Below are 26,151 nucleotides of genomic sequence, written 5' to 3'. Positions count from 1 at the left end.
CAAATAGGACATTTCTACTTTGCTAAAAATAGGACATTTCTACTTTGCCTTGACAGTATCGATGTTCCCACCTTGACCAACGGATATAATTGACTATATTGCGCCCAAGCAACATTGCACAGCAGGGAGTCTGTATGAAGCTCACTATTGCGATCTTGGTTCTGGTTGTTCTGGTTTTCTGGATTCCCAATGTTTACGCGCAGAAGGGCGATGACCCAGGGATACCGGATACTGTTGTCTTTGTGGCTTCGGTCGTTCCGGGTCCCAGCTCTGACCAACTACAGATGGACATTTGGGTTTACTCAGATGAACACCTCGAAGGCGTGTCTATGGGCATCACCTGGGACAACCCAAAGATTCAGATGGACAGCGCCAAGGCGACATCGCTATTGACCATCGGTTTTGCTCTTGGTCCATTCTTTTACGAAGATGGCAGTATCACCAAAACAAACACTAATCAGCGCTTTATGCTGGGGGGAGCGACCTTGTTCACGCCAGGTATTCCAGCTTCTTCCGAACGCCGACTCTGGGCTAGCTATTACTTCACGGCTACCGACTGGACCGAAAGTGATTGTGTCATATTCGACACTTTGCAATACAATGCGGCCACTTACTGTGGGTTTTCGACTACTGTTGACTCTCCAAACACGTTTGTACCTCGCTTTGAGGGTGAGCTTGAAGTAGGCGTATGCGGATATCTGCTTGTTGACCCGATGGTGCTGAACTTCAACACCGTTGAAGGCGAGATCAATCCGATTACTCAGAGTTTTGCCGTTAATTCTGACGTTGATGCGCTTGTGTTCTCTGTCTCCAATAGCGAAATCTGGCTAACACCAACCTCAAGTAGTTCATCGACGCCCACCACAGTAGACTGCGTCGTTGATGTCACAACTCTGTCCGCTGGTTCTTATGTTGACACTGTGACAATCACATCGGAAGACGCCGAAAACTCGCCACAGTATGTCGCAATAAACCTTACGGTACAAGCTGACATAGATGGAGACGCAATCCCCGACGACAACGACAACTGCCCTGCCGTTTACAACCCTGGGCAAGTCGACAGCGACCTTGATGACATCGGGGACAGCTGCGATATCTGTCCGCTTGATCCCTTGAATGATCATGACGGAGACAGCCATTGTGCCAATGCTGACAACTGCCCTGATGATCCTAACCCGGATCAGCTTGACACCGATGGTGACGGAGTTGGAGATATATGCTGTTGCACTGGATTGCGAGGCAATGTCGACTATGAAATACCCGATGGAATCAACATTGTCGACCTGACTTACCTTGTCGCCTACCTATTCACTGGAGGTCCGCCACCTCCATGCTTTGATGAAGGTGACGTAGACGGCAATGACGAGATCAATATCGCAGACCTGACCTATATCGTGGCATACCTATTCACTGGTGGTCCACCACCGGTTGTGTGTCCGTAGGATTGGGATGATTTCGTGGGACATCAAATGGGGCAGACGAGGGCGTCTGCCGCCCACCTACAAGACTATGCTCGCTTGTCGAAACTGAAGACAGATTTCGACCTTGTCAAGTCAACAGGATGATGGCAGGAGCGCAGGGCTCCTACCCTACAACTGAATAGCAAAGTCATGCTTCCCGCTGGGGCGGGCTCAGCATGACCGTCAAGCGGCAGGCCGCTTGACAGATATGCCCATAATACAAACACCAATACACCACGACATTCCAATTGTCAGGCCGACAGGCGGCCTGACCTACTGTCTGTCCCATTCTTCCAACTCCCACTACAAGCGAAAACCCCTTGATAATAGGCTCTTTTGTGCTATATTGACTCTCAACGAGTGCTCAAGTGCTACTTCTAAGGAGCTTACAAATATGAATACTTCAATACTATTTAGAAATTGCATATTGGTTGTCTTGCTGGTGATGTCTTCAGCAACTGGCATTTTCTCACAAAACATGTTTGACACACCGGTTAACTACGTCGTAGGGGAGTGGCCTGCCTCTATCTTCTCGATTGATCTAAACGACGATGGCTACAATGATCTGGCGACTGCGAACGCAAACTCTAACTATGTTTCGATACTGCTGGGCAATGGCGACGGAACATTCCAGAGTGCGGTCAACTATACCGCCGGAAATGGCTCTTCTTCTGTTTTCTCGATTGATTTTGATGGCGATGGCTACAATGATCTGGCGACTGCGAACTTTGGCTCTGACAATGTTTCGATACTGCTGGGCAATGGCGACGGAACATTCCAGAGTGCGGTTATCTATGCCGTTGGGCTATACCCTTCCTCTGTTTTCTCGATTGATTTTAACGGTGATGGCAACAGTGATCTGGCCACTGCGAACTATTACTCTGACAATGTTTCGATACTGCTGGGCAATGGCGACGGAACATTTCAACCTGTGGTTTACTATCCCGCCGGAGATTTGCCTCGCTCTGTTTTCTCTATTGATTTTAACGGTGATGGCAACAATGACCTGGCAACTGCGAACGTAGGCTCTGACAATGTTTCGATACTGCTGGGCAATGGGGACGGAACATTCCAGAGTGCGGTTAACTATGCCGCCGGAGATGGCTCTTCCTCTGTTTTCTCGATTGATTTTGATGGCGATGGCTACAATGATCTAGCGACTGCGAACTTAAACTCTGACGATGTTTCCATACTGCTGGGCAATGGCGACGGAACATTCCAGTCTGTGGTTAATTATATCGCTGGAGATGGTCCTCATTCTGTTTTCTCGATTGATTTTAACGGCGATGGCGACAATGATCTGGCGACTGCGAACGCAGTTTCTGACAATGTTTCGATACTGCTCAATCTGAGCTGTTGCAATGGCGACGGATTGCGCGGTAATGTCGACTACATATTGCCCGATGAAGTTAACATTGCTGATCTGACCTACCTTGTGGCCTACCTGTTCACCGGAGGTCCGCCGCCACCGTGCATGGAAGAAAGTGACGTAGACGGCAATGGCGAGATCAATATCGCCGACCTGACCTATCTGGTTTCGTACTTGTTCACTGTTGGTATACCGCCGGTGGCGTGCCCGTAGGGATTGGGATGATTTCGTAGAGCACCTAATGGGGCAGACGGGGGCGTCTGCCGCCCACTTAACCCACAGCAAGCTGTGGGCCACCCAGTCAATATCCCTCGACACCAATTCCCCCTTTGCCAAGGCATCGTTGATGCGTATAATTCGCACCGTGAATTGCTACTATGCCATAAGGGAACCGCTCTGACTATGCCGTACGCTCGCATATCAAACAGGCATCGCTTGTATTATGATGAAGTATTACCGGGTTTAAAAACAGGCTCGCCTGAGCCGGTGATTTTTCTACACGGATTCACTCTCGATCGTCGGATGTGGCAGTCGCAAGCGACTTTTTTTGGTCAGAGGTACCGTGTTCTAGTCCCGGATGCTCGTGGGCACGGACTATCCGATGCGCCAGAAACCGGTTACAGTCGGGTTGATCGGGTCGAGGATTTGAGCCAATTTGTCGATAGACTTGGTATCGACCGGTTTCACCTGGTGGGCTTGTCAATGGGTGGCTCGACTGCCCTCGCGTACGCCCGAAACCATCAGACACGGTTGGCTTCGCTGACATTAGTCAGCACCAGTGTCGCCGGAGCGGACCTTGGCTTGAAGATAGACCGCGTCGACCGGATGGTTCGCGAGCGCGGTTTAGAAGCGGCTCGCAAGGTGTGGATGAAACACGCGTTGATATACTATGGAGAACACCAGCGGTCGATCAGGGAGTTGGTGAAGACTATGATGACCGAACACTCAGGCGCGCCATGGCTGGACTCGATGCGGGGCCGGTATCCGTCACCGGGCAATGATCTGGAATGGGTATCGCAAATAAGTATTCCTACCGCCGTTTTTGTAGGTAGCGAGGATAAGCTGTTTGTGCCGTTGGCGAGAGAACTGGCGGAGCGCCTTCCTGATAGTCGTCTCTTTGAGTATGAATGTGTGGGGCATATGCTCAATCTCGAATTATCTGACCGTTTCAATCATGATCTGGGAGCATTCCTCGATGAGGTGATCGCACCATGATGATCTATTTCGAAGTCCGGGAACGTATGGCAGGACTAAAGGAATTCCGCGATCTATACCGCGAGTATCTCGATTTCACCAACCGCGAGAACAATATCCCTGCCCAAATAGTTCGGCAGAAGATGGAGCCGATGACGATCCAGGTTTGCGACTCCCTGCGACGAGTGAAACTGGGACGATTGATTACCCGCAATGCCCCCGCCAAGGGCGGAAAACGGGTAAGGATCAACCTAATTAAAGCGATCTTCCGTGACCAGTTGCGTCGTGATTATTCACTCGGTGATCAGGCCGCTCTCGATATTCTCGACCGGGGAATTATCCGTTATAAGACGCTTCTGTGGCGGCAGACACTGGTGCTTTATAATCCGCTTTTCTGGCTCTATCATGGAGCCGGTTTCATTGCTGAACTACCCCTGCTCATATTCCGTCGGGCCGGTTATTCCGTCGAACACGCCGAAAAGCTCACCTCGGTGCGTTTACTCAAGATCCTCATTCAAGTTCTGGTTCTTGTCCTTGTCGCCAAATGGGTTGGTGTCGTGGATTGGATTAGGATTGACATCCTCGCTCTGTAGCGCCTATATTCTTTCTTCTGACGAGATTTGTTATCGTGGCCGACAGGAGTTGGCGACTGAAGTCTCGATGAATAGCAACGGCATTGCCCAACTGGGAATGTGACTTAAGGAGAGAGAAAACATGACCACATTGGCGCGTATCGCAGTGTTCGTTTCCGGCGGAGGATCCAATCTTCAGGCTCTGATCGATGCCTCGAAATCCGGACTTCTGCATGGCGAGATCGTGCTGGTTGTTTCCAATATGCGCAAAGCGTTCGGTCTTGAGCGCGCCCGCAAGGCTGGTATCGATACATTTGTATTCAAGAAGAAAAAATACAATTCGCCTGAGGCAGCTGACATCGACCTGTTTGCCCGGCTTAAGCAACACGGCATCGAGTATATCGCTACAGCAGGATATCTCAGACTCCTGCCGGCTAATGTTGTTGAGGCCTTCAAAGGCAGGATCACGAATATCCATCCTGCTCTGTTGCCGAAGTATGGCGGAAAGGGTATGTATGGCCACCACGTACACGATGCCGTGCTGGCGGCTGGAGATAAGGAGTCCGGAATAACTGTCCACCTGGCGGATGAGATTTATGACAATGGCCGGATTTTGCACCAGGTCAAAGTACCCGTTCTGCCGGATGACACCCCTGATAGTTTAGCGGCGCGCGTACTGGAGCAGGAACACCGGTGGTACGCGCGAGTTCTTGATAAGCTCATAAGAGGAGAATATGGAGACCATAATGACTGATACTGTACTCACTACCGACATTAAAGAGTTCCCGTTATTGGTACGGGGCAAAGTTCGCGACGTTTATGATCTGGATGACAAGCTGTTGTTTGTCGCCACTGACCGCATTAGTGCTTTCGATGTGGTAATGCCCCACGGCATTCCCGGCAAAGGCAAAGTCCTGACGGCAATGTCGCTGTTCTGGTTTGATTTTCTGCGTGACGTGGTTGAGAATCATCTCGTCACAGCCAATATCGACGAATACCCGGAGGTATTACGCAAGTATGCCGATGTCCTCGACGGGCGTTCTATGATTGTCATCAAGGCTGAACGGATCGACGCCGAGTGTATCGTGCGAGGGTATATCTCCGGTTCGATGTGGAAGGAACTAAAAAGCGCTCGCAAAGAAGGCAGTAACACCGTCCACGGTTTTGATTTTCCGTCCGACATTCAGGAATCAGGGAAACTGCCCGAAGCGATTTTCACGCCCTCGACCAAGAGTGACACCGGCCACGATGAGAACATCAGTTTCAATCAATTGGTCGATCTTATTGGAAAAGAACAGGCTTACCTGTGCCGCGACAAGTCGTTGGAAGTCTATACCAAAGCGGCCGATTATGCCCTGACTAAGGGGATAATTATCGCCGACACGAAGTTCGAGTTCGGATTCAAGGATGGCCGTTTCATTCTTATCGACGAAGTCCTCTCGCCGGACTCCAGCCGTTTCTGGCCGGTGAGTGAATACAAGGTGGGGCATGGTCAGCCATCGTTTGACAAGCAGCCTGTCCGCGATTACCTTGACACGCTTGATTGGGTTAAAAAACCACCGGCGCCGGCCTTGCCGGATGAAGTGACGAAGGCCTCGGCGGATCGCTATCGTGAAGCCCAACGACTGCTCACCGGGAAGTGAGTTAGTCCCGGGAGCCGGAAGAGCTGCGGGATAGAGAAAGAAAGACAATTAACGGAGAAACAAGATGAGTGGTGATGTGAAGATAAAGAGAGCGTTGGTTTCAGTTTCTGACAAGGCCGGTATCAAAAAACTCGCTCAGGGATTGACCGACATGGGCGTTGAGATTCTTTCCACTGGCGGAACGCTGAAGGCTATCAAGGATGCTGGATTTCATGCCATATCCGTATCAACTTTCACCGGTTCACCGGAAATACTCGATGGGCGGGTGAAGACGCTGCATCCGAAAATTCACGCCGGTCTTCTTGCCCGCCGCGATAATCAATCCGATATTGACACGCTCAACGAAGCCGACTTTCGGTTGATTGATCTGGTCGTTGTCAATCTCTATCCCTTTGAACAAACCGTCGCTCGTTCCGATGCCACCGACGACGAGATTATCGAGAATATCGACATCGGTGGACCATCTATGTTGCGGTCCGCATCGAAGAATCATACCAGCGTAACAGTTGTGGTTGATCCGGCTGACTACAAGCAGCTTTTGAAGGAAATGGAAGCCAACGACGGTGCCACTAGCCTGGAGTTCCGTCGCCAGTGTGCGGCCAAGGCGTTTGCGATGACCTCACGTTATGATACTTCCATCGCCCGCTATTTCGCTGCGGCAACGAAGGATGAAGCCGAGATGTTCCCGCCAGCGATCAAGTCGGGTTTCACTTATCGCTCAGGTTTGCGCTATGGCGAGAATCCGCATCAGGCGGCGGCGTTGTATGTTGCTGATGAATACCAGGGGCCGACTCTACTCGACGGGAAGATTCTTTCCGGTAAGGAGCTTTCGTACAACAATTATGGCGACCTTGATTCGTGTCTTGATATGCTGCTCGATTTCAAAGAGCCCTTCGCCTGCGTTGTCAAACATGCCAACCCATGTGGAGCGGCCGTAGGGGAGAGTATCGCACAGGCGTACAAAGATGCCTACGACAGTGATCCGTTGTCGGCTTTTGGATCGATCATCGGGCTCAACCGCGAAGTGGATATTGAGTGCGCCAAGTTGCTGCATGAGACACCGTTTGTGGAGTGTATGATCGCGCCGTCGTTTACCGATGAAGCGTTCAAACTGCTCAAGCGCAAAAAAGCTCGTCGTCTGTTGGCTCTGCCGCAAATCGCGAAAGGTCTGCCCAAAGATGGTGTTGTCTCCAAATACATCCGGGGTGGGCTTCTGTTGCAGGCGCAGGACGAACTCGAAACCAATGCGACCGAACTGAAGGTTGTCACCAAGCGCGAACCGACGCCCGAAGAATTGAAATCATTGCTGTTTGCTTGGAAGGTTGTCAAACACACAAAGTCAAATGCCATTGTGCTGGTGAAAGGCAACGCCACGGTCGGGATTGGTATGGGACAGACCTCGCGGGTTGATTCCGGTTTCATGGCGGTCAAGCGAGCTGGTGAACGGACTAAAGGGTCGGTGATGGCGTCTGATGCTTTCTATCCGATGCCGGATGGTATCGAGGTTGGTACCGATGCGGGCGTGACGGCAATCATTCAGCCGGGTGGATCAAAGGGCGACGAGGCGGCTATTGAGGCGGCCGACAATGCGAATGCCGCAATGGTCTTCACTGGCCACCGACACTTCAAGCATTAGGGTAAGCGCCCTTATTCGGTAGGACAGGGGTCGTGCGCTCCTGCCATAGAACAGGCGGTACTGACTTCGACGACTTGATACCGAACTGAACCCATAGCAAGGGGCTTGTTGAAAAAGTTAGATACGTTGTTCATGACCCTTCGACTCCGCTCACTGGCATTGCCAGGTTGGGTGACTTGAAAGACAACATGTTGCAGTTTGTCATGCTGAGCGGAGTCGAAGCATGTTTCAATTATCTGGGTTTATTAACAGTCCCCTTGCTGTGGACCACCGACCGAAGTCAAGTAGTCTAGTCCCCAACAAAAACGTAGACAAATATGAATATTATCGTTATCAAGGCGTAATTGTATCAAGTGTTGATAAACAGACTCTTAATCAATGCGGCGTTGTATGTGATGCCGCGAGAAAGAGTAGTATGAATATCGTTGAAATAGAGAATGTCACCAAAACGTTCGGTGAGCACACCGCCGTCGATGATTTGACTCTCGCCGTTCCTCAGGGAAGTATCTACGGTTTTATAGGTCCCAACGGATCAGGGAAGACGACTACGCTGCGAATGATCATGAGCGTTATCTATGCTGACCACGGGATGATCAAGGTATTCGGCGAGCAAGCCAGTGGAGCATGTTCGGAACGTATTGGTTATCTTCCGGAAGAACGTGGGCTGTACAAGAAGATGAAAGTTCGCGAACTTCTTCGTTTTTATGGTGGTCTGAAAAAAGGCGTGCCCATTCATGACGAGGTTGACCGCTGGCTGGAGATGTTTGATCTGACTGAATGGGCCAACAAAAAGGTCGGTGCGCTCAGCAAAGGGATGAGCCAGAAGGTTCAGTTCATATCGACTGTCGTTTCTAATCCGGAGTTGATCATTCTCGATGAACCCTTCACCGGTCTCGATCCGGTCAATACCGATACGATCCGAGCATCAATACTAGACCTGCGAGACAAAGGCGCGACGATCATATTCAGTACGCACGATATGGCCATTGCTGAGAAGATGTGTGATTTTATTTTTATGATCTTCCAGGGCAAGAAAGTCCTCGACGGCACATTGACGTCGATTCAAGGTCAATATGGCCACGACACCCTGCGTATCAGTTGTGCCAATGGCCGTGACGTCTTACATGATATCCCCGGCGTCGATCGTGTCAACGATCATGGCCAGTTGCAGGAGCTTCATATGGTGGCCGACGCCGACCCTCAGAAAATCGTCGCGGAGATAATGTCTCGTACCAGGGTCAATAGTTTTGAAATGTCGACGCCATCGTTACATGATATTTTTGTTCGAATTGCTGGACCGGAAGCAAAGGAGGTGAACAATGCGTAAGATACTCTGGCTCGCCCGTCGGGAATATCTGGCTGCTGTTCGTACCACCGGGTTTATCATTGCGCTGGTGGCTATCCCGATAGTCATGAGCGGCAGTGTCATTGCGATGCTTTTGCTGAAGGACAGAGTTGATACGACCGACCGTACAATTGTCGTCATTGATCGGTCGGGTGTTGTCGCTGACGAACTCATACGCATGGCGCAGGAACGAAACGAAGCGGAGATCATTGATTCGATTTCAGGCAAGAAGGTCAAACCGGCCTATGAGTTCACCATCATTGCTCCTGATACTATTGATCCCGACCAGCAGCGGCTGGAACTGTCGGATAGGATACGCGCCGGTGAGATACACGCCTTTCTGGAGATTGGTCCCGATGTACTTCATCCGCGTGGCGATTCAACTGAGCACACTATTGCGTATCATGCCGAAGGAGCGGCGATAGACGGAATCCCGAGCTGGATGAACTCACCCGTTAATAGACACCTTCGTGCTACGCGGATGATCAAAGCGGGAATGGATAGTAATACCGTCGATGATGCCCTGATATGGCTCAACATCGAGCGAATGAATCCGGTACAGGTCGACGAAGCGGGAGCAATCGTCGAGGCGAAGAAAGCCAGCAGAGGGATTGCCGTCGGTATTCCCATAGGGATGACTATGCTGACGCTCGTAATGATTGCCATCGGTGCTGCCCCGATGCTCAGTTCAGTTATCGAGGAGAAGACACAGAAGATTGCCGAAGTGCTTCTGGGTTCTATGACTCCTTTTCAGTTTATGATGGGCAAGATTCTTGGTGGTATGGCTGTCTCGCTGACAACTTCGGCTGTATATGTTTTGGGTGGCGTTGTTTTCGCACTGAATTCCGGCTTCGTACAATACATACCGTTTCATGTTCTGCCGTGGTTTTTTGCTTTCTTCACACTGGGGATTATCATGTTCGGGTCGATGTTTGGTGCTATCGGTTCACTTTGCAATGATCCCAAAGATGCTCAAGCACTGACCTTCCCGGCCATGTTACCTCTGATGATGACAATGTTTGTTCTTGGCCCTGTCATCAAACAGCCCTTATCCGGTTTTGCTACCTGGATGTCGTTGATGCCACCCTTTGCGCCAACGCTTATGATGCTACGCATGGCAACACCTGCTGGAGTTCCCGGGTGGCAGCCATGGGTGGCGATTACGGGCGTAATAATATGTACGTTTCTGGCAGTATGGATTGGTGGGCGTGTTTTTCGTATCGGGATTCTGCTACAAGGCAAGCCGCCTCGCCTGGCGGACATCGCGCGGTGGATTTTCAAGGGGTAGCAGGCATCGACTGTTTCTTCTTCGAGGATAGTCCGGCATCCACCGCCTGCACACGGACTGGACGGGCCGGACAATCTCCCTCATCCTTGACAAAATAGGACGCAGAAACTATCTTGCCGGTGCGCAATCAAAAACATTGGAGGTATTTTACCATGCGGAAGAGAACGCTAATTCTAATGATGGCTGTTCTTGCAATTGCCTATGCCCAACCAGCCTACGGTGCGACTGAGGTCACGCTTGATCATGTAGACGGGCTGGCGGGCCCGGGACAAATCAAGGCCAATACGCCGATCACCTTTCACATTCGTTACACGTATACGCCTGGCAACGGTAGTGCGATCATCGGCTCGAGCAACGGCTTCCGCGTTTACTCACAAAGCGGGGCGACCTGGCAACCGATCACCTGGGATACTGCCAGCATAGGCTGGAGTAACATTTATGATGGTGGCGTTTTTATGGCTCCGAGATCGGTTACAGGCAGCGGAGCTGATACAATCGGTCTTGGCGGTTTTGCGATGTTCTCACAAGGAATGCGGGACCCGTTTGATAAGGTTGTCTTCAATATCTCGACAGAGGTTGATGAAAACCAAGTCGGAAAGAACCTGTGTCTCGACTCATGTTTCTATCCTCCCAATCAGTGGCTGTGGAATACGAATGGCCCGATGGGAGCTTTCTACCCGCCTTGGGATGGTCCTCACTGCTTCTCGATTGTGCCAGGATGCCCCTGTGGCGATATCACGGATTGCGATGGAGAAGTCAATATTATGGACCTGACCTGGTTAGTGGCTTACCTGTTCACCGGTGGACCACCACCTGATTGTATTCCGGGAGACTGAGCTCCCGGGGGGACCTTGTGGCACCAGCCCAGGGTCACAGACCTCGGGTGGGTGGGGGACTCGGACGGGAAGAGGAAGAATTCTACCCGTTACCTAAGGTTCTGATTAGGGTTTGCGTTAGAACAACAGGAGTCCTGTCGAATTTGAAAACAGATTTCGTCATTACTCAGCTAGTAAAAGAGCTACGTTCAAACATCTTGAATCGCTCCAACTTCAGTAGCGATGAAGGCACCTCTTGTGTCTGGCGATGAGACTGTCTATATTCCCCGAATGAAAACAATTGATTTGCGATCTGATACTGTGACGCGGCCGACTCCGGCCATGCTCCAGTCTATGATGACCGCCGAAGTGGGGGATGATGTTTTTGGTGACGATCCCACCGTTAATGAACTCGAACGATACGTTGCGGAATTGTTCGAACGCGAGGCATCAATCTACATGCCGTCGGGAACGATGGCCAATCAGGTTTGTCTGAAGACACATTCGACTCCGGGCTGGGAGTTGCTCTGCGACCGGGATTGTCATGTCGTCAACTATGAGGCGGCTGGACCGGCAATACACTCTGGATTGCTGGTGAACTTGTTAACCACCAAACGAGGTATGGTCACTGCCGAGATGGTTCGGGAGAATGTTCGCCCGATCAATCTGCACTGTCCCCTTACCAAGATGGTGACGTTGGAGAACAGCCACAACCGTCATGGGGGTACGATCCTGCCACAGGACGAAATCCTGCGTGTACGGGAGGTCTGCGACGAGTTTGGCCTTATTTTGCATCTTGATGGCGCCCGTATCTGGAATGTCAATATTGCCTCCGGTCTGTCGCTGCCGGAGTTGACGAGGCCGTTTGATTCTGTCTCAGTGTGTTTGTCAAAAGGTCTGGGCGCTCCGGTGGGTTCAATGATTCTGGGTACTATTGAGTTTGTAGAACGTTGTCGTCGAGAGCGTAAACTGTTTGGTGGTGGTATGCGTCAAGCTGGCATTCTTGCCGCCGCAGGTCTGTATGCTCTGAAGAACAATCTCGCACGCCTGGCCGAGGACCATACCAATGCTCGGATTGTTGCTGAGGGTCTGAATGGGCTAAGCGGTTTCACTGTCGATTTGAGTCGTGTCGAAACCAACATCGTGCTGGCCGATATTGCAGAACCGGAGACAGCCGAATCGGTGCTGGCAAAGATGCAGGAGGTCGGTGTTTGGGCGGTACCTTTTGGTCCGATGCGTATTCGTATGGTGACGCATCTCGATGTCAACCGGTCGGATTGCGAGGAAGCTTTAGCCCGTATCGGTAAGGTCTTTGTCTGAGTCTCAGTGACATATCATGACCCGAGAAACCAGGACAAGAAGACGTCCACAGCCCTTCGGCTCCGAGTTGGTTTTCGTGGCGCAGTTCTTTGCGGCATGTATGATTCTGCTTTCTCTCTCACGACTGGTTTTCTTTATAGTCTATCACTATGATTACACCGATGTACCTCTGGGGGAAACATTGCTCGGGTTTCTCCACGGCCTGAGATTTGATGCATCGGCGACAGCCTTTGGTGTGGTCGTGGTTCTCATTCTGTCCCATCTGCCCTTGATTAACCGGTTCCGCCTTTTTCGCTGGCTGTGGATAGTCGTGGCGCACGTCGTATTCGTGATATTCTTCCTCATGTCTTTCGGTGATCTGCTCTATTTCGCTCACGCCCGCAAGCGCCTGGGTTACGAAGCGTTTGCCTACCTTGACCTGTCTATGCTACCGATTGCCGGAGCAGCCATGAAGGAATCCCCTCTTATCTTTATTGCCGCATTCCTGTTTTTTTTCATTTTTCTGGTAGCGGCGTGGTGGAATGTGAGAAAGCTACAGCCCGGTCGGAATTCATTCCGGTCATTTCGTCAGTGGGTAATTGTTGTCCTGGCTTTAGGGGCACTGGTGCTCATGGCTCGTGGCGGCTGGCAACGTGTACCCTTGCGACCAGCTGATTCATCCGTCAGTCGCTTCCGTCCGGTGAACCTTCTGACAGTTAACGCTCCCTACATGGCCTTTAGGACACTCCAGTATGGGAAGGATCGTATCCTTCTTATGGATAGTAGTAAGGCACAGGAGATCGTTCTGAAGATGTTGGGCAGGGATATCGAAGGTCTGCCGCTTTCGGATTACCCTCTTTTTACCAGGGTCGGGGCTGACCCGCCCGATTCGATCCGTCCGTACAACGTGATCCTTATTCTAGTCGAGAGCCTTACGGCCAAGTTCACTGTGGCTGGAGGAGATACTCTTGGTGTGATGCCGGAGTTCTCCCGTCTGGCCGACCACGGATTTCTCTTTGACAGGTTTTTCGCTGCCGGATTCCGGAGTACTTCCGGATTGTTCTCCGCGCTCACCGGTATACCCGACCAACCTGGTGCTCCGGTTATGCGCCGTCCCGAGCTTCAGAATAGATTCAGTTCTATCAGTGTTTTGGTCGGTGAGCAGGGTTACAAGAACATCTTTGTTACCGGAGGACACCTCGACTTTGACAATCTTGACGACATGCTGCTCCAGGAGCAGTTTGACCTCGTAATGGGAGTGAACGAGATTGAGGGCTTTGGGCAACCGCGCCATATGTGGGGATATGATGATGAACAAATCTATCGTTGGCTTCATGAGGAGATACTCGGGTGTGGGGAACAACCAGTTTTTGGATACGTAATGACCATATCCAGTCATTCCCCATACGACGTTCCTGATGAGAAATATGAACGTTTCAATTCGAATGATTCCCCTGAGTACAAGTACTTGAATGCTCTTCATTATGCGGACTGGGCTTTGGGCCGGTTAATGTTTTGGGCTGCCCGCGACGGCTACCTCGACCGAACGATATTTATCATCACCGGCGACCATACCTACCACAAGCGGCTGAATCTCTACGAAAACCAGCATGTTCCATTACTAATCTATGCTCCCGGGATTGTCGAACCCGGGCGCAGATCGACGATTGGCTCACACACCGATATTCCGGCTACCATTGCCGGGCTGCTGGGGCTTCCGCACCATGCTACAATGGGCCGAGATCTGATGGCTGTTCCCGAGGATTGCGGTTTTGCCTACTGGATATCGGGGATGAAGATCGGTTGGACGCAGGGAGAGCATATTGCCATTATGGACCTTAGCCATAAACTCCCGCTTGTCTATGATCTGGCCGGAGGAGATTTCTCTACCGACGTGGCTTACACTGATACCGTTCTGGCGAGATCGTTGTGGGAGAAGGCTGTTGCTTTCTACACTCTGGGCTGTGACCTTCTGGTCAAGGATCGAATTTACCCCGACCCACAACTTCAGGAAGACTGTGACACCATCCGGCCTTAAGGCAGAAGGAGGAAACGAGATATGCCATCAAACAAACTCACCATTCTCGGGTCTGCGTCGGGAGTGCCGCAGGCAGATCGAAATTCATCTGGCCATATTCTGAGCGTCAGTGGAAAACTTACCCTAATCGACTGCGGGGGAGGAGTGACGTCTTCATTTCTGCGACGAGGGTTCGATCCGCTCAATGTGGATCGGGTATTCATAAGTCATACCCACCCCGACCACGTTTGTGATTTGCCGCTCTTTCTCCAGATGATTTACCTGGCCGGACGCAGCCGGACGTTGGACGTTTTTGTTCCCGATGAATTCACAGAGCCGCTCGCGGCCTATCTCAATGCGGTTTACCTTATACCTGAAAGGCTGCCGTTTGAACTGAACATTATCGGCTACAGTGACGGTTTCGAATTCGATGAAGAGTTCCGCTTGAAGGCCATCGCCAATTCGCATCTCGAGAAATACTCCGACCCGATATCCCGGTTTGGTTTGCCCAACCGGATGCAGGCGCATTCATTCCAGCTTGAAGTGGGGGAGAAGCGGTTGTTCTATTCTGGTGACATCGGGAGTCTTGACGATATTCGCGATCATCTTGACGGCAATGATCTAGTTGTGACCGAGATGACACATGTCGATGCCGAGAAGTTTTTTGAGTTTGCGGCTACCATTGATGTTGGGGAGTTTGTGATTACACATTTTGGTAGCAATGACGAGGTGTTGAAGCTGAACCAGATGGCGCGCAAGATCGGGATGGACAATTTCTGCACTGCCATTGATGGGATGGAGTTTCAGTTATAGGGGAAAAAAAGGTCGCGGCACTACCGTTCGGTTGGATCAAATATCTCGATCTGAGGTCCGTTGCCTTCGCCTTCATCGTCTTCTTCCCGTTCGTCTTCGCTCATGTAGATGACATGCTCGATATTATCCCGACCGTCAGCATTTTGAAACTGCGTCACGATATGTCTGCCGATCAGGCGGCTACCCGGGTTGATCCACTCCTTGTCGAGCCAATGACGTTTTATAACCCAGCCACAACCCCCGAAAATTACTGCCAGCAACGAACCCATAACGATGAAACTTAAAGTATCCAACAGCGATCTTCTCCCATCCAGCCCATAAACCAAACTACGGGTCTTCGAACCCTATACCAAGATAATAAACAAGAGGCGATCAGTCAATCAGAACCAGCGCAGCTTGCCCACCTCGGGAATCTCGCGGGACATCTGTTCGGCGATATCTTCCATATTGTTGGCCAGGTCCTCCAGAACCTCAGCCTTCTTTTCCAGTTTCTCGGCTCGTTTCTCAAGCTTCTCGGCTTCACGGTCCATGTCGTATTCAAGATCATCTTCGTCGTATGACGTAAAGATCATCTTAACCACGCCCCCAACCGCTTTCATACCCAAGGCTGCGCCAGCGATACCGATCTGAACTCCTTCCCAGCCAATCTTCTTAGCCCTGGCAACGATCTCCATGACTGTGTCACGATATTCCTTCACCAGTTTTTGTTGGTCAGCATCAAGTTTGACCTGTTTGTCATTGATGATTAGTTTGTACTCTTCGGTAATTTCAATCGTCTCAAACTTGCGTCCATCGTGGGACAGAAAGAGTGAGCCGTCATCAATTTCGTACTCAACGTCGTCCATTTGCCATTCGTGCAGGTTAGTAATGGAAATGTCCCGCCCGCCGCAGTTACCGTTCTGAACCGGCGCGATGCTCAGTAGTATGGCCAGCAATACAATTGTCAATGTCTTCATTCCGAATCCTCCGATAAGTTTCTATACCCTGTCTCTACGAAGGGAAAGCTGCGATGTTTCAGTCTGATAGACGAGTAGCGTTCATTCTGGCAGACAGAAGTTCGTGGCCATATTGAAAGAATCGATCATTCTGAAGGGTGTTCGCCAACTCGAAGTAGATCACGGGAATACGATTGTAGTAGAATCTAACCCTTGCCATTAGATCGTCTCCGATCGGGAGGTCGTAGCGATTCACAATATCCCTTAGAAAATCGTCTCCGAATTCTCCCCACCACAGACAGAAATCGGCGGCCGGATCATAGAAACCAACTTCATCAAAATCTATCACCTGAAGATGATCGAGTTTCTTCGGTAGCAGGACGTTTTCATCCCCCAGATCACCATGGATTAGAACCACAGGGACTTTCATTGTTACCGCATCGGACAGAAACAGTTCATACTGGTTTATCATCCATTCACGTTCGTCGGGTTTCAGGAGTGGGAGCAGGCGCGTCTTGATTTTCTCGAATGAACCACGAACGTTATTCACTATGTCCTGCCAGGAAATCGACCTGAGTCCGATTTCGATACAATCAGTTTTTTCAATTGAGTGGAGTCGAGTGAGGAAATCCCCAAGCAGTTCAGCGACAGTCCGCCGATCATTCATTGAAAGTTGGCTGATCCGTTGTCCGAAGAACATCCGGTAGCAACGGACGTGTCGGGCCGGGATATCCTCTGTATTGACATCAAAAAGTGGGACAGGGATTTCGTGCGGGTTCACGCGGGGGCGGATCAGGTCAAACAACCTGTTCTCGAACGTAAACCTCTCCGTACTTGTCTCGTTGGCGTTCTTTGGGAAACGAAAGAGCAACTCGTTGTTGACGGCAAATACAGAATGATCGCCGCCGCCCAGATACTCGATTTCGGAAATTTCCAAATCAGGTAAGGCTGTCTGCACAACTTGTCGGGCAGAGGAAACATCTAAGGGAGTGATTAGTCTGTTTTCATCCATACGGATCGGTTCGCCTGATCTTGGTCGAGAGTTTTATCCAATATACGGGATGGGGCTTTTTTGAACAAGGTTTTGCAGAAGATGGTTAGGACTTGCCTCAATGGGTCCGAACTGATATGTTCATTACAGCAATGACGATATCATGAAGTTCCAGATTCAAAAAGGAGAGAAGATCATGCGCAAATGTATTCAGCAAGGGTTATTGTTCTTCACATTCTTTGTCATTCTATTTGGATCTGTCCAGGCGCAGGAGTCTATAGCGGAGGAAACAGCAGCAATAATACCGCAATCCACGGTGACGTCAGTGAAACCGGATTTTCTCCCGCCGTCGGAAGTTGCCGAGTTTCTAGGTGTTCGCTCAGTCGGTGGCCGCAATTTTATGAGATGGGAGATGCCAGATGGATTTCATCAGGTAGAAATTCGTCTGAACGATGCCGCGAACATCTTGGTCCTCTCGGGTGAAGTGGCTGATGTTGATCATGTGGTGGCATTGATTCACAAGGCTGATGTACCACCGCGCCAGATTGAGATAGAGGTCAAGATCATCGAAGTGAGCACTTCTAAGGCGCGTGACATCGGCCTTGATTGGGAGCAAGCACTGGACAGGGCTAATCCCCGACTTTCCTACCGCTATTCCAAAGATAAGGATGACGCTCGGCGGACAAGTGTGGCCAACGGGTGGAGGGTGAATTCTTCAACGGACAAAAGACAGAGCATTAGGTCAGACTTGGATTTCATGTCCACCATAGATTTGGATGACATACTCAGTATTCTTGACGAATCCGGCGCCGCCCGGATTCACACCGCACCGCACGTTCTGACCCTCAATAACCGTCGTGCTACGATTCTTGACGGACAGCGCGTAACCTATGTTACTCGCTATGCTGCCTACACCAATCTTTTTGAGACAGACTCTCTTGATGCCGGTCTGACTCTGAGCGTACTGCCCTCGTTGGGTGAAAGTGGTTACATCACTCTTCAGATCAACGCGGAGCTAACTACGTTGAGCGAGTCGATTTCAGGTAGTCCGGTAAAAGACGGTCAGATGATAGAGAACACTGTCATCGTCAAGGATGGTGAGTCAGTGCTACTGGGTGGCCTGTCCCGAACGGTCGAACGGAAGAGTGTCAAGCGATTCCCGATACTTGGTCATATTTTGCCTTTCTTGTTTTCGCGTGACACCAAAACCAACGAAGAGATCAAAAGCTACATGATTTTGACTACACACGTGGTCGATTTCAACACGGCTCTTGATGAAGAAACGAAGAGCATAATGGAGGGGGAATAGAATAACGAATAACCACCTGGTGGATGGGTTCCAAGGGTCAGGATTCTTTCGGTCCTGATCTCTTTTGCGCGTTGACTGACGGAAATGTTTGGCTTTTTTCGACCCCTTGATTATCTTGGCTGGTAATTGCATGACTAAAGGTGTCGAAATATTGGCCCGGGTATACCGGGGAGAGGCCGTCGAGGCAATCCATTACGGAGTAATTGCCGTAGTTGATGGTGACGGGAGTTTGACTCATTTTGTGGGCGACCCCCATGAACCGTTTATGACGCGTTCCTCCATTAAGCCGTTCCAACTGATGCCGTTGCTTGTGAGCGGTGCCGCCGACAACTACGGTTTCACACCACGTCAACTGGCCGTAATGTGTGGTTCTCATACCGGCAGTAACGACCATCATCAGGTGATCTCATCCAATCTTGATCTGTCCGACTCCGGCCCCGATAATCTTCTTTGTGGCAGTCACTGGCCGTTGGGAATGCAGATCGATAAGAAATACCCGATGGCTGGTGAAGATAAGGACCCGGTCCGGCATAATTGCTCCGGCAAGCACTCTGGTTTTCTGGCTCTGGCCCAATTCCTGGGCGATGCCAAAGAAGAATATCTCAACCCCGACAGCAAGACTCAGCAGATGGTAAAGGGGACCTTGTCCGATTTCTGCGAATACCCGGCTAATAAGATGCCCGTTGGGACCGATGGTTGCAGTGCTCCGAATTGGCCTCTGCCGCCATATAATCTTGCTCTAGGATTCAAGAAGCTGGCTAATTGTCAGGCCCATGCAGGGGTTAGCGCCGACATACTCGCAAGGATTCGACAGGCAATGACAACATATCCCGAAATGGTGTCGGGTGAAAAACGTCTTGATCTTGATCTCGCTCGTTCGTTTCCGACTCGGCTCATTTGCAAAGTGGGTGCGGAGTCGGTCGAGGCTATCGGGTTATCTGATCCACCGCTGGGAATAGTGGTAAAGATTCACGATGGCAACCAGCGCGCGCTTGGGGCTGTGTGTGTTTCGGTTCTGAAGCAGTTGGGTATCATTGAGAATATCGAAGACTATCCGCTGCTGGCCAGACATGAGCGTCCGGAAATCCGCAATTATCGCAATATTCTGACCGGTCATGTGGTGACCGAGTTTAAACTTCGAGAGGTCTAAGTGATTTTATACGGACATAGTCATTTGGGACTTAAGTACCACCGTCGGCGTGTAAAACGACATAGTTAATCTGTCTCCTGTGAACAGCGAAGGTACGGAAACCAATCACAACAGGAGTTACTAATGCCCAAAAGACATCAACCAGTCGAACCTCACCGCGTCAAGTCGGTGGAACCAATCAAGCGCCTCTCCGCTCACGAACGGGAGCAGAGGATTACAAAGGCGCGATACAATATCTTCAAGATCGACGGACCGGATATTTTCATAGACCTTCTCACCGACTCCGGCACTACGGCTATGTCGGCGCGTCAGTGGGCGGCGCTGATGCTTGGCGATGAAACCTACGCCGGTGCGTCCTCGTTCCGTAATTTTGAGCGCACGGTGCAGGATATATTTCGCAAGAAGTACGTAATCCCCTGCCATCAAGGAAGGTCGGCAGAAAACCTGATGTTTAGTACGATCCTGAAAAAAGGAAAATACGTGCTGAACAATACCCACTTTGATACTACTCGTGGCAATACGCTGCATAAGGGCGGCATCCCCATTGATCTTCCATGTCCGGAGGCTGCCACCGACGAAGTGATACCGTTCAAAGGTAATATGGACACCAAACGTCTGCAGGAGTTCATCGTCGAACACGGGCAGGCGTCGGTAGCCATGGTCATAATGACTGTAACCAACAACTCCATCGGCGGCCAACCGGTATCAATGGCCAATATCCGGGCGACCTCGGAAATCTGTCGAGCGCACAATATCCCGTTCTTCTTTGACTGTGCACGGTTTGCTGAAAACTGCTATTTCATTAAACGGGACGAATCCGGCTGGGGGGAAAAACCGATCGAGACTATTGCTCGGGAGATGTTCGAATGCTGTGATGGCGTAATGATGTCAGCCAAGAAGGACGGTATGGCCAATATCGGGGGATTCATTGCGCTCAATGATGGAGCTTTGTATGAACAACTAACCCAACTGATGATTATCATTGAAGGTTTTCCGACTTATGGCGGACTGGCTGGTCGTGATCTCGAAGTTCTATCTATTGGTCTGCGCGAGGTACAGGATTTCGACTACCTCCATTTCCGCATCAGCCAGGTGGCCTATTTCGGTGAACAGATCAAACGGGCAGGTATGCCGATTGTCGAACCTACCGGCGGCCATGCCGTGTTTATTGATGCCGGGGCTTTGCTTCCTCATATCAGGCCGAACCAGTTTCCCGGCCAATCTCTTACAGTCGAGTTCTATCGTGAGGGGGGAGTGCGAGTTGTCGAGATAGGTTCGCTCATGTTTGGCGGCAAAGATCCTAACACGGGTGAGGAGTTTATGGCACCACGCGAATTGGTGCGGATGGCTATGCCCAGAAGGGTCTATTCCAACACACACTATGACTATGTAGCTGATATCGCTGCCGGCATCGCCAACCGACGTGACTCGTTGGCCGGGTATCGGATTGTCCGTCAGACAGCTTTCCTGCGGCACTTTACTTGCGATCTGGAGTCTTTGGCCCATGAAAAAGTGGTCACATGACGAGATCGCTACGAATCGTTCCCATCGGTGTGCTTCTAATTAGCTTGCTGGTCATAGGGCTCGTTATGGTTGGTTGTGGAGTTAGGATTGAAACCGGCCAGACCAACGAGGAAGCAGTGGCTTCCTCCGAGACCAGAGCGCGAGGTATTCGATCCAATTGGGCACGACGGGTTGATAACACCGCGCCCGGAGAAGTAGCCAATTTGCTCAGGAACTACGTCGATTCTACCTCGGGATCATTGCTGGACTATGGATGGAGGCTCGAAGAAAGATGGCTTGAGGGCAATGCCGGACGGGGAGAGGCTATCCCTGACAACGAGATACACGAGGTCATCGACTCCTGGATTGGTCGTGAGCGTCCCATTCTGAAAGCTTGGGAAGATAACATCGAATACACTTGGGAGTTGATACGCCAGCAGGCGTATTATGATGAGCGGCAGATGAATGCTATTCAAGGGGTGATCGACCAGTACTACAGTGTATACAGTGGTGTTATGTATCCCAACGGTACGGTGGAAGATTATGGCGATTGGTTACGGTCGCTGCAGATCGAGATGGAATCTGTCAGTCAGAACTTATTTCGGGAACTGGAGTAGGTGATCTGTCACCTTTGTGAACAAGTTTTCATGCTTTACCGGAAGGTTTGCACCACTTGTCCCGGATAAGGGTTGATTTAAAGGGAGCTCTTTGTTGTCGTATGGTGTGTAATGGCAACAGTTTAGACAATAAGAAGCCTTTAGGTCCGGTTTGGGCGGGCAAATTGCAGGAAAAGTGGTCCCAGGGTCTCCCAGCTTGACTTTTTGCAGGGAACCTTTTATAATCTGGCGATTTATACAGATGGAGGATTTTCTATAGACCGTACGGCTAAATTGGTTTTGGTTCGAAGACAGTAGTAAGATTAGTACTTTCAGAACTAGGGCCCGATGCCGTAGGCTATAACCTCTGCGGTAAGGGCCGGGTTTGTACCCGGTTTCTTATGACGTGTAGACTGTGTAAATCATTCATCTTGCTTTGCCTTGTAATTCTATTGGGCGTGTTGTCGGTCAATGGAGCCGACCTCCAGGTAGTATCCTCTTCCGACACACTGTTCCATTTTGTTCTTACTTTAGATGACGACGACCTCCTTTCTCATGCGGAAACCGATTCTCTGCAATCGCACTTCTACTCAGTACAAGTTGGTCTTCCACATTTAGCTCAGCCTCACCTGAGATTTGCAGAGGGCAGATCGCTCGGGAGCATGGATGCCACGAAAATGGCTGTGGAGATGTCTTCAACTTCTCATCCTTTGGTTGAGGTTTTACCTCCGCGCACAATCCGAGACCGCAGGTTAGTATCGATAAATATTTATCCTGTGACCGGCTCCATGATGTTCCACGAGGTGGAAGTACAGCTTTCTTTCGATGGCGGTCGCTCGATTGTAGGAGCGCCTGCAAACGATCCTTTGTTTGACCGCATTTTCAAAGCGGCGGTAGCAAATTATCAGCAGTTCCGTCAGTGGCAGGTTCCAGTTCGTGTGATGGCCAAACCTACAGCGAGTGTCGGACCCTTTTCAGGGGCGGAAGAATGGTACCGGATTGAGGTCAACCAGACTGGTCTTTATGGCCTTACCGGAACACAGCTGGAGGAGGCCGGGGTGAACCTGGGCAACCTGTCGAGCGACCACATTCATCTTCTAAATGGTAGTGGATTGATTCTGCCCATCAACAATAATACAGATCGTCCGACGCTTGAAGAAATTTCGATCATTGTGGCGGACGGTGGTGACGGTCTATTTGGTCACGATGACACTGTTTTCTTCTTCGGCGAAGCAGTGGATCGCTGGCTCTACCAGGTTGCTTATGTGCCACGTTTCGTCAACAATGTCTATGAAAATGCCAACGTCTACTGGTTGAATATATCCGACGACACTCCGGTACGCATGTCAGAGGTCGGAGCCTCACCCGAGTTGCCGACTGATACATTAGTCACTACTTTCCGACGCTATCGGCATAGTGAGCAAGACAACATACTTCGAAAGCTAAAGAACGGTCGACTGTCTGATTATTATACGTGGTATTGGACGGACTCCACCTTGCTGGAGTTGTTCGTGACGACTCCGGGTGCTGTCGAGGGTGCGCGGGCACGGATCAAGACCGATGGTCGAACTTACAATCCCGGTTATATGGACTTGTGGGTGAATGGCGTTCCAGCCGTTGATACGTGTAATCAGTTCAATTGTCGGTTTGGGGTTTCATCTTTGCATGATGGGTTGAACGAGATTCGCATTGATCTACATGGTAGCACGGAGGCGGATCCGTTTTTCAACTATCTCAATATCGAATACATAAGTTTGCTGGTGCCCGAAGGAAACGTCCTGGATATCACATTGGAGCCATTTGCGGGGCGGGCGCGAATGGATGTAGTTGATAACTTTAATGCTCCGTTGATGATTCTCAATCTGGCCGATCCACACCACCCCACTTTGCTGACAGGAGTCGAGCATTCTGGCGGCAGTGTTTCATTTTCAGCAATGATCGATCCCTTACTGAGTAATCGGTTCTACCTGGCTCGTCGTTCGGGTCCGCTTGCACCGCTGTCCATTGAACGATCCTGGCCGACTGATCTGTATGCGACTGATAGGCAGGTGGATCTCATTATCATATCTTCCAGAGATCTAATTGGTGCTCTTGATGAGTATGTCGAATATCGGCAGAACGGTGAACGATCAATCTCGGTGGTGGCGGTAGAAGATATTTATGACAACTTCTCCTGGGGATTGTTTGACCCAGCGGCTATCCGGGATTTTCTCAAGTATGCCTACGAAAGCTATCCAACTCCAGCGCCATCATCTGTATTGCTTGTTGGTGATGGCACCTACGACTACCTCGATCACTTTGGTACCGGATTTGTCAACCGTGTGCCGTCGTGGATATTGCCGTCGGAGGAGTCTACTTCCGACGATGCCTATGTGTATTTTGGCACCTATGGGCTGCTTGATAGTGATACCACTTATATGACCGGAGATCGTGGTTTTGACATGTTGGTAGCTCGTTGGCCGGTACGAACGGTGGAAGAAATCAATACTATCGTGGCCAAGAGCAAACACTATGAGTCACCGTCCAACCTTGGTCTCTGGCGTAATCGGATAACGTTTGTTGCCGATGACGAACACACCGATACCGGCCACGATGAGACTTTCCATGCCAACCAGACTGAACAGCTGTCGCGGGGATACACGCCTCGGAGTTTTCTGCGTAATAAGATATATATATGGGACTACCCCTTTGTGGGACGGTACAAACCAACCGCCAACCCTGATATCGTGGCGGCATTCAATAATGGTTCATTAATTATCAACTACGTTGGTCATGGCAATCCCGAACTCTGGGCTCATGAGCATGTTTTTACCCGTCTGGAGGATTTACCCCAGCTGAGCAATTATGATCGTTTGCCCTTGGTATTTGTGGCCTCATGTGCCATCGGTTTTTTCGATGAACCACTTAATGATGCGATGGCCGAAGATTTGTTGGTCCACCCCGCAGGGGGGGCTATTGGAGTGATCAGCGCGGCTCGCATTGTCTATTCGAGTGACAATGCCGTATTTAATCAGACTGTGTTCAGCGCTCTTTTCGAAGATGATTCGTTGACCATAGCCGAGGCTATGTATCTGGCAAAGTTACGTCGCCAATATGCCAATCCCGATTCACCGATACCGGTTACAAATGACCGCATTTATGTATTTTTCGGGGATCCGTGTCTGAGTCTGGGGCAACCTCGTCTGGACATTGAAATCACCACCTGTCCCGATAGTTTAATCGCGCTTGACCGCGCCCGGGTAGCAGGAAGGGTTATAAATCACGACGGGCAAACATTAATGGCCGATGGCCAATTGTCGATCAATATCTACGACTCGGATCGTCCCAAGACATACCGTAATATTGATTACTTTGTATCCGGTCCTACTCTGTACCGAGGTACGACTGCAATAACCGCTGGAGATTTCGATTTTGAGTTCGTAACGCCGCTTGATGTTGGCTATGGTGGTCATGGCGGCCGCATTGTGCTCTATGCTCAATTGGGCAACACCGATGCTATCGGTCTGGCTGATTCGTTGCGCATCGCAGACAACGCGGCTGCCTCGACAGATTCTACCGGACCGGAGATCGAATACGGTCTGGAGGGCAGCAATCAGTTTGTAAGCGGTGACGTGGTTCTTCGCAGTGATCGACTGGAAATTGTCCTGACCGATCCGAGTGGCGTGAATTTGTCTGGGGCGCTGGGGCACGGAATAACTCTTACCATCGATGGACAATCGGAGAACCAGATCGATTTGACCAGCAGTTTTAGTCACGATCAGGGTGATTTCTCCACTGGCAGTCTGGAGTATCCGCTTGACGAACTGGAGCCCGGTCGACACACTTTCAAGGTCAAGGCCTGGGACAATGCCAACAACTCGTCGAGTACCGAGTTTGTGGCCGAGATTATGGTCTCCTCAGAAGCGGCTATTGCCGACCTTCTCAATTTTCCCAATCCCATGAATGACATGACCCGATTTTCCTGCCGTTTGACACAACCGATGAAACGGCTGTCTCTGGCGATATTTACGCTCTCAGGTCGAAAGATCAAAACCTTTGAACGGTACCCCGTAGAAGCGGGCTATTTTGACGATATAATATGGTATGGACTTGATGCCGCCGGCGACCGGGTCGCAACCGGTGTCTATATCTATAAAGCGATTGCTGTCCCTTCGAATGGGGGAGAAGTAGTCGAAGCACTTGGAAAAATAGTAGTTGTGAACTGATAGTATTAGGA

Annotated in this window: 21 protein-coding genes; 18 read left to right on the top strand and 3 right to left on the bottom strand. The window is 50.5% G+C overall.

Going from position 1 to position 26,151, the window contains the following annotated elements:
* Window positions 1-134 precede the first annotated feature (134 nt).
* The 13 genes from KOO62_11980 (at window position 135) to KOO62_11920 (ending at window position 15,451) form a co-directional block, all read left to right on the top strand.
* The gene (locus KOO62_11980) at window positions 135-1,442 is read left to right on the top strand and encodes a thrombospondin type 3 repeat-containing protein (protein MBU8934707.1); all 1,308 of its coding nucleotides are present in this window, start codon (window positions 135-137) and stop codon (window positions 1,440-1,442) included.
* A gap of 412 nt (window positions 1,443-1,854) precedes the next feature.
* Window positions 1,855-3,042 carry a VCBS repeat-containing protein gene (locus tag KOO62_11975; GenBank protein ID MBU8934706.1) on the top strand — a complete coding sequence of 396 codons (1,188 nt, stop codon included), beginning with the start codon at window positions 1,855-1,857 and terminating at the stop codon, window positions 3,040-3,042.
* A 189-nt stretch (window positions 3,043-3,231) separates the two neighbouring features.
* Window positions 3,232-4,044, top strand: a complete 813-nt coding sequence (locus tag KOO62_11970; GenBank protein ID MBU8934705.1) for an alpha/beta fold hydrolase — start codon at window positions 3,232-3,234, stop codon at window positions 4,042-4,044.
* The gene (locus KOO62_11965; protein MBU8934704.1) at window positions 4,041-4,616 is read left to right on the top strand and encodes a hypothetical protein; all 576 of its coding nucleotides are present in this window, start codon (window positions 4,041-4,043) and stop codon (window positions 4,614-4,616) included. The genes KOO62_11970 and KOO62_11965 overlap by 4 nt, the downstream gene beginning before the upstream one ends.
* A 121-nt stretch (window positions 4,617-4,737) precedes the next feature.
* The gene (purN, locus tag KOO62_11960; GenBank protein MBU8934703.1) at window positions 4,738-5,349 is read left to right on the top strand and encodes a phosphoribosylglycinamide formyltransferase; all 612 of its coding nucleotides are present in this window, start codon (window positions 4,738-4,740) and stop codon (window positions 5,347-5,349) included.
* On the top strand, window positions 5,342-6,238 hold the full coding sequence (locus KOO62_11955) for a phosphoribosylaminoimidazolesuccinocarboxamide synthase (GenBank protein ID MBU8934702.1): 897 nt from the start codon (window positions 5,342-5,344) through the stop codon (window positions 6,236-6,238). The genes purN and KOO62_11955 overlap by 8 nt, the downstream gene beginning before the upstream one ends.
* A 76-nt stretch (window positions 6,239-6,314) precedes the next feature.
* Window positions 6,315-7,874, top strand: coding sequence for a bifunctional phosphoribosylaminoimidazolecarboxamide formyltransferase/IMP cyclohydrolase (gene purH / locus KOO62_11950; protein ID MBU8934701.1), 1,560 nt, complete (start codon window positions 6,315-6,317; stop codon window positions 7,872-7,874).
* A 415-nt stretch (window positions 7,875-8,289) separates the two neighbouring features.
* The gene (locus KOO62_11945) at window positions 8,290-9,201 is read left to right on the top strand and encodes an ATP-binding cassette domain-containing protein (protein ID MBU8934700.1); all 912 of its coding nucleotides are present in this window, start codon (window positions 8,290-8,292) and stop codon (window positions 9,199-9,201) included.
* A complete protein-coding gene (locus KOO62_11940; GenBank protein MBU8934699.1) occupies window positions 9,194-10,507 on the top strand; it encodes an ABC transporter permease in 1,314 nt (437 codons plus the stop codon). Before KOO62_11945 ends, KOO62_11940 begins: the two co-directional genes overlap by 8 nt.
* Before the next feature lie 152 nt (window positions 10,508-10,659).
* The gene (locus KOO62_11935; GenBank protein MBU8934698.1) at window positions 10,660-11,343 is read left to right on the top strand and encodes a hypothetical protein; all 684 of its coding nucleotides are present in this window, start codon (window positions 10,660-10,662) and stop codon (window positions 11,341-11,343) included.
* 270 nt (window positions 11,344-11,613) lie between these two features.
* Complete coding sequence (locus KOO62_11930) at window positions 11,614-12,642, top strand: low specificity L-threonine aldolase (GenBank protein MBU8934697.1); 1,029 nt, start codon at window positions 11,614-11,616, stop codon at window positions 12,640-12,642.
* A 16-nt stretch (window positions 12,643-12,658) separates the two neighbouring features.
* Window positions 12,659-14,659, top strand: coding sequence for a sulfatase-like hydrolase/transferase (locus tag KOO62_11925; GenBank protein MBU8934696.1), 2,001 nt, complete (start codon window positions 12,659-12,661; stop codon window positions 14,657-14,659).
* 21 nt (window positions 14,660-14,680) lie between these two features.
* The gene (locus KOO62_11920) at window positions 14,681-15,451 is read left to right on the top strand and encodes a ribonuclease Z (GenBank protein ID MBU8934695.1); all 771 of its coding nucleotides are present in this window, start codon (window positions 14,681-14,683) and stop codon (window positions 15,449-15,451) included.
* A 20-nt stretch (window positions 15,452-15,471) separates the two neighbouring features.
* Here the strand turns inward: KOO62_11920 and KOO62_11915 are convergent, their stop codons facing one another.
* The 3 genes from KOO62_11915 to KOO62_11905 form a co-directional block, all read right to left on the bottom strand.
* Entirely contained in the window at window positions 15,472-15,744 is a 273-nt protein-coding gene (locus KOO62_11915; GenBank protein ID MBU8934694.1) for a hypothetical protein, read from the bottom strand.
* 87 nt (window positions 15,745-15,831) lie between these two features.
* Window positions 15,832-16,407, bottom strand: coding sequence for a YggN family protein (locus KOO62_11910; GenBank protein MBU8934693.1), 576 nt, complete (start codon window positions 16,405-16,407; stop codon window positions 15,832-15,834).
* A 58-nt stretch (window positions 16,408-16,465) separates the two neighbouring features.
* Window positions 16,466-17,398, bottom strand: a complete 933-nt coding sequence (locus tag KOO62_11905) for an aminoglycoside phosphotransferase family protein (protein ID MBU8934692.1) — start codon at window positions 17,396-17,398, stop codon at window positions 16,466-16,468.
* A gap of 175 nt (window positions 17,399-17,573) precedes the next feature.
* Here KOO62_11905 and KOO62_11900 point away from each other — a divergent pair, with 175 nt between their 5' ends.
* The 5 genes from KOO62_11900 (at window position 17,574) to porU (ending at window position 26,140) form a co-directional block, all read left to right on the top strand.
* Window positions 17,574-18,686, top strand: coding sequence for a hypothetical protein (locus KOO62_11900; GenBank protein MBU8934691.1), 1,113 nt, complete (start codon window positions 17,574-17,576; stop codon window positions 18,684-18,686).
* 130 nt (window positions 18,687-18,816) lie between these two features.
* On the top strand, window positions 18,817-19,836 hold the full coding sequence (locus KOO62_11895; GenBank protein MBU8934690.1) for an asparaginase: 1,020 nt from the start codon (window positions 18,817-18,819) through the stop codon (window positions 19,834-19,836).
* 123 nt (window positions 19,837-19,959) lie between these two features.
* The gene (locus KOO62_11890) at window positions 19,960-21,360 is read left to right on the top strand and encodes a tryptophanase (GenBank protein MBU8934689.1); all 1,401 of its coding nucleotides are present in this window, start codon (window positions 19,960-19,962) and stop codon (window positions 21,358-21,360) included.
* Entirely contained in the window at window positions 21,357-21,956 is a 600-nt protein-coding gene (locus tag KOO62_11885; GenBank protein MBU8934688.1) for a hypothetical protein, read from the top strand. Before KOO62_11890 ends, KOO62_11885 begins: the two co-directional genes overlap by 4 nt.
* 380 nt (window positions 21,957-22,336) lie before the next feature.
* Window positions 22,337-26,140 carry a type IX secretion system sortase PorU gene (gene porU / locus KOO62_11880; GenBank protein ID MBU8934687.1) on the top strand — a complete coding sequence of 1,268 codons (3,804 nt, stop codon included), beginning with the start codon at window positions 22,337-22,339 and terminating at the stop codon, window positions 26,138-26,140.
* Window positions 26,141-26,151 lie beyond the last annotated feature (11 nt).

Source organism: Candidatus Zixiibacteriota bacterium, assembly GCA_019038695.1.
Lineage (GTDB): Bacteria > Zixibacteria > MSB-5A5 > GN15 > FEB-12 > B120-G9.
This window is presented reverse-complemented; position numbering and strand designations above follow the sequence as displayed.

What these genes read in the sequence shown, in the direction of transcription:
- KOO62_11980 (MBU8934707.1), top strand. Translation starts at nt 135, where the DNA reads ATGAAGCTCACTATTGCGATCTTGGTTCTGGTTGTTCTGGTTTTCTGG.
- KOO62_11975 (MBU8934706.1), top strand. Translation starts at nt 1,855, where the DNA reads ATGAATACTTCAATACTATTTAGAAATTGCATATTGGTTGTCTTGCTG.
- KOO62_11970 (MBU8934705.1), top strand. Translation starts at nt 3,232, where the DNA reads ATGCCGTACGCTCGCATATCAAACAGGCATCGCTTGTATTATGATGAA.
- KOO62_11965 (MBU8934704.1), top strand. Translation starts at nt 4,041, where the DNA reads ATGATGATCTATTTCGAAGTCCGGGAACGTATGGCAGGACTAAAGGAA.
- purN (MBU8934703.1), top strand. Translation starts at nt 4,738, where the DNA reads ATGACCACATTGGCGCGTATCGCAGTGTTCGTTTCCGGCGGAGGATCC.
- KOO62_11955 (MBU8934702.1), top strand. Translation starts at nt 5,342, where the DNA reads ATGACTGATACTGTACTCACTACCGACATTAAAGAGTTCCCGTTATTG.
- KOO62_11945 (MBU8934700.1), top strand. Translation starts at nt 8,290, where the DNA reads ATGAATATCGTTGAAATAGAGAATGTCACCAAAACGTTCGGTGAGCAC.
- KOO62_11940 (MBU8934699.1), top strand. Translation starts at nt 9,194, where the DNA reads ATGCGTAAGATACTCTGGCTCGCCCGTCGGGAATATCTGGCTGCTGTT.
- KOO62_11935 (MBU8934698.1), top strand. Translation starts at nt 10,660, where the DNA reads ATGCGGAAGAGAACGCTAATTCTAATGATGGCTGTTCTTGCAATTGCC.
- KOO62_11930 (MBU8934697.1), top strand. Translation starts at nt 11,614, where the DNA reads ATGAAAACAATTGATTTGCGATCTGATACTGTGACGCGGCCGACTCCG.
- KOO62_11925 (MBU8934696.1), top strand. Translation starts at nt 12,659, where the DNA reads ATGACCCGAGAAACCAGGACAAGAAGACGTCCACAGCCCTTCGGCTCC.
- KOO62_11920 (MBU8934695.1), top strand. Translation starts at nt 14,681, where the DNA reads ATGCCATCAAACAAACTCACCATTCTCGGGTCTGCGTCGGGAGTGCCG.
- KOO62_11910 (MBU8934693.1), bottom strand. Translation starts at nt 16,407, where the DNA reads ATGAAGACATTGACAATTGTATTGCTGGCCATACTACTGAGCATCGCG.
- KOO62_11905 (MBU8934692.1), bottom strand. Translation starts at nt 17,398, where the DNA reads ATGGATGAAAACAGACTAATCACTCCCTTAGATGTTTCCTCTGCCCGA.
- KOO62_11900 (MBU8934691.1), top strand. Translation starts at nt 17,574, where the DNA reads ATGCGCAAATGTATTCAGCAAGGGTTATTGTTCTTCACATTCTTTGTC.
- KOO62_11895 (MBU8934690.1), top strand. Translation starts at nt 18,817, where the DNA reads ATGACTAAAGGTGTCGAAATATTGGCCCGGGTATACCGGGGAGAGGCC.
- KOO62_11890 (MBU8934689.1), top strand. Translation starts at nt 19,960, where the DNA reads ATGCCCAAAAGACATCAACCAGTCGAACCTCACCGCGTCAAGTCGGTG.
- KOO62_11885 (MBU8934688.1), top strand. Translation starts at nt 21,357, where the DNA reads ATGACGAGATCGCTACGAATCGTTCCCATCGGTGTGCTTCTAATTAGC.
- porU (MBU8934687.1), top strand. Translation starts at nt 22,337, where the DNA reads ATGACGTGTAGACTGTGTAAATCATTCATCTTGCTTTGCCTTGTAATT.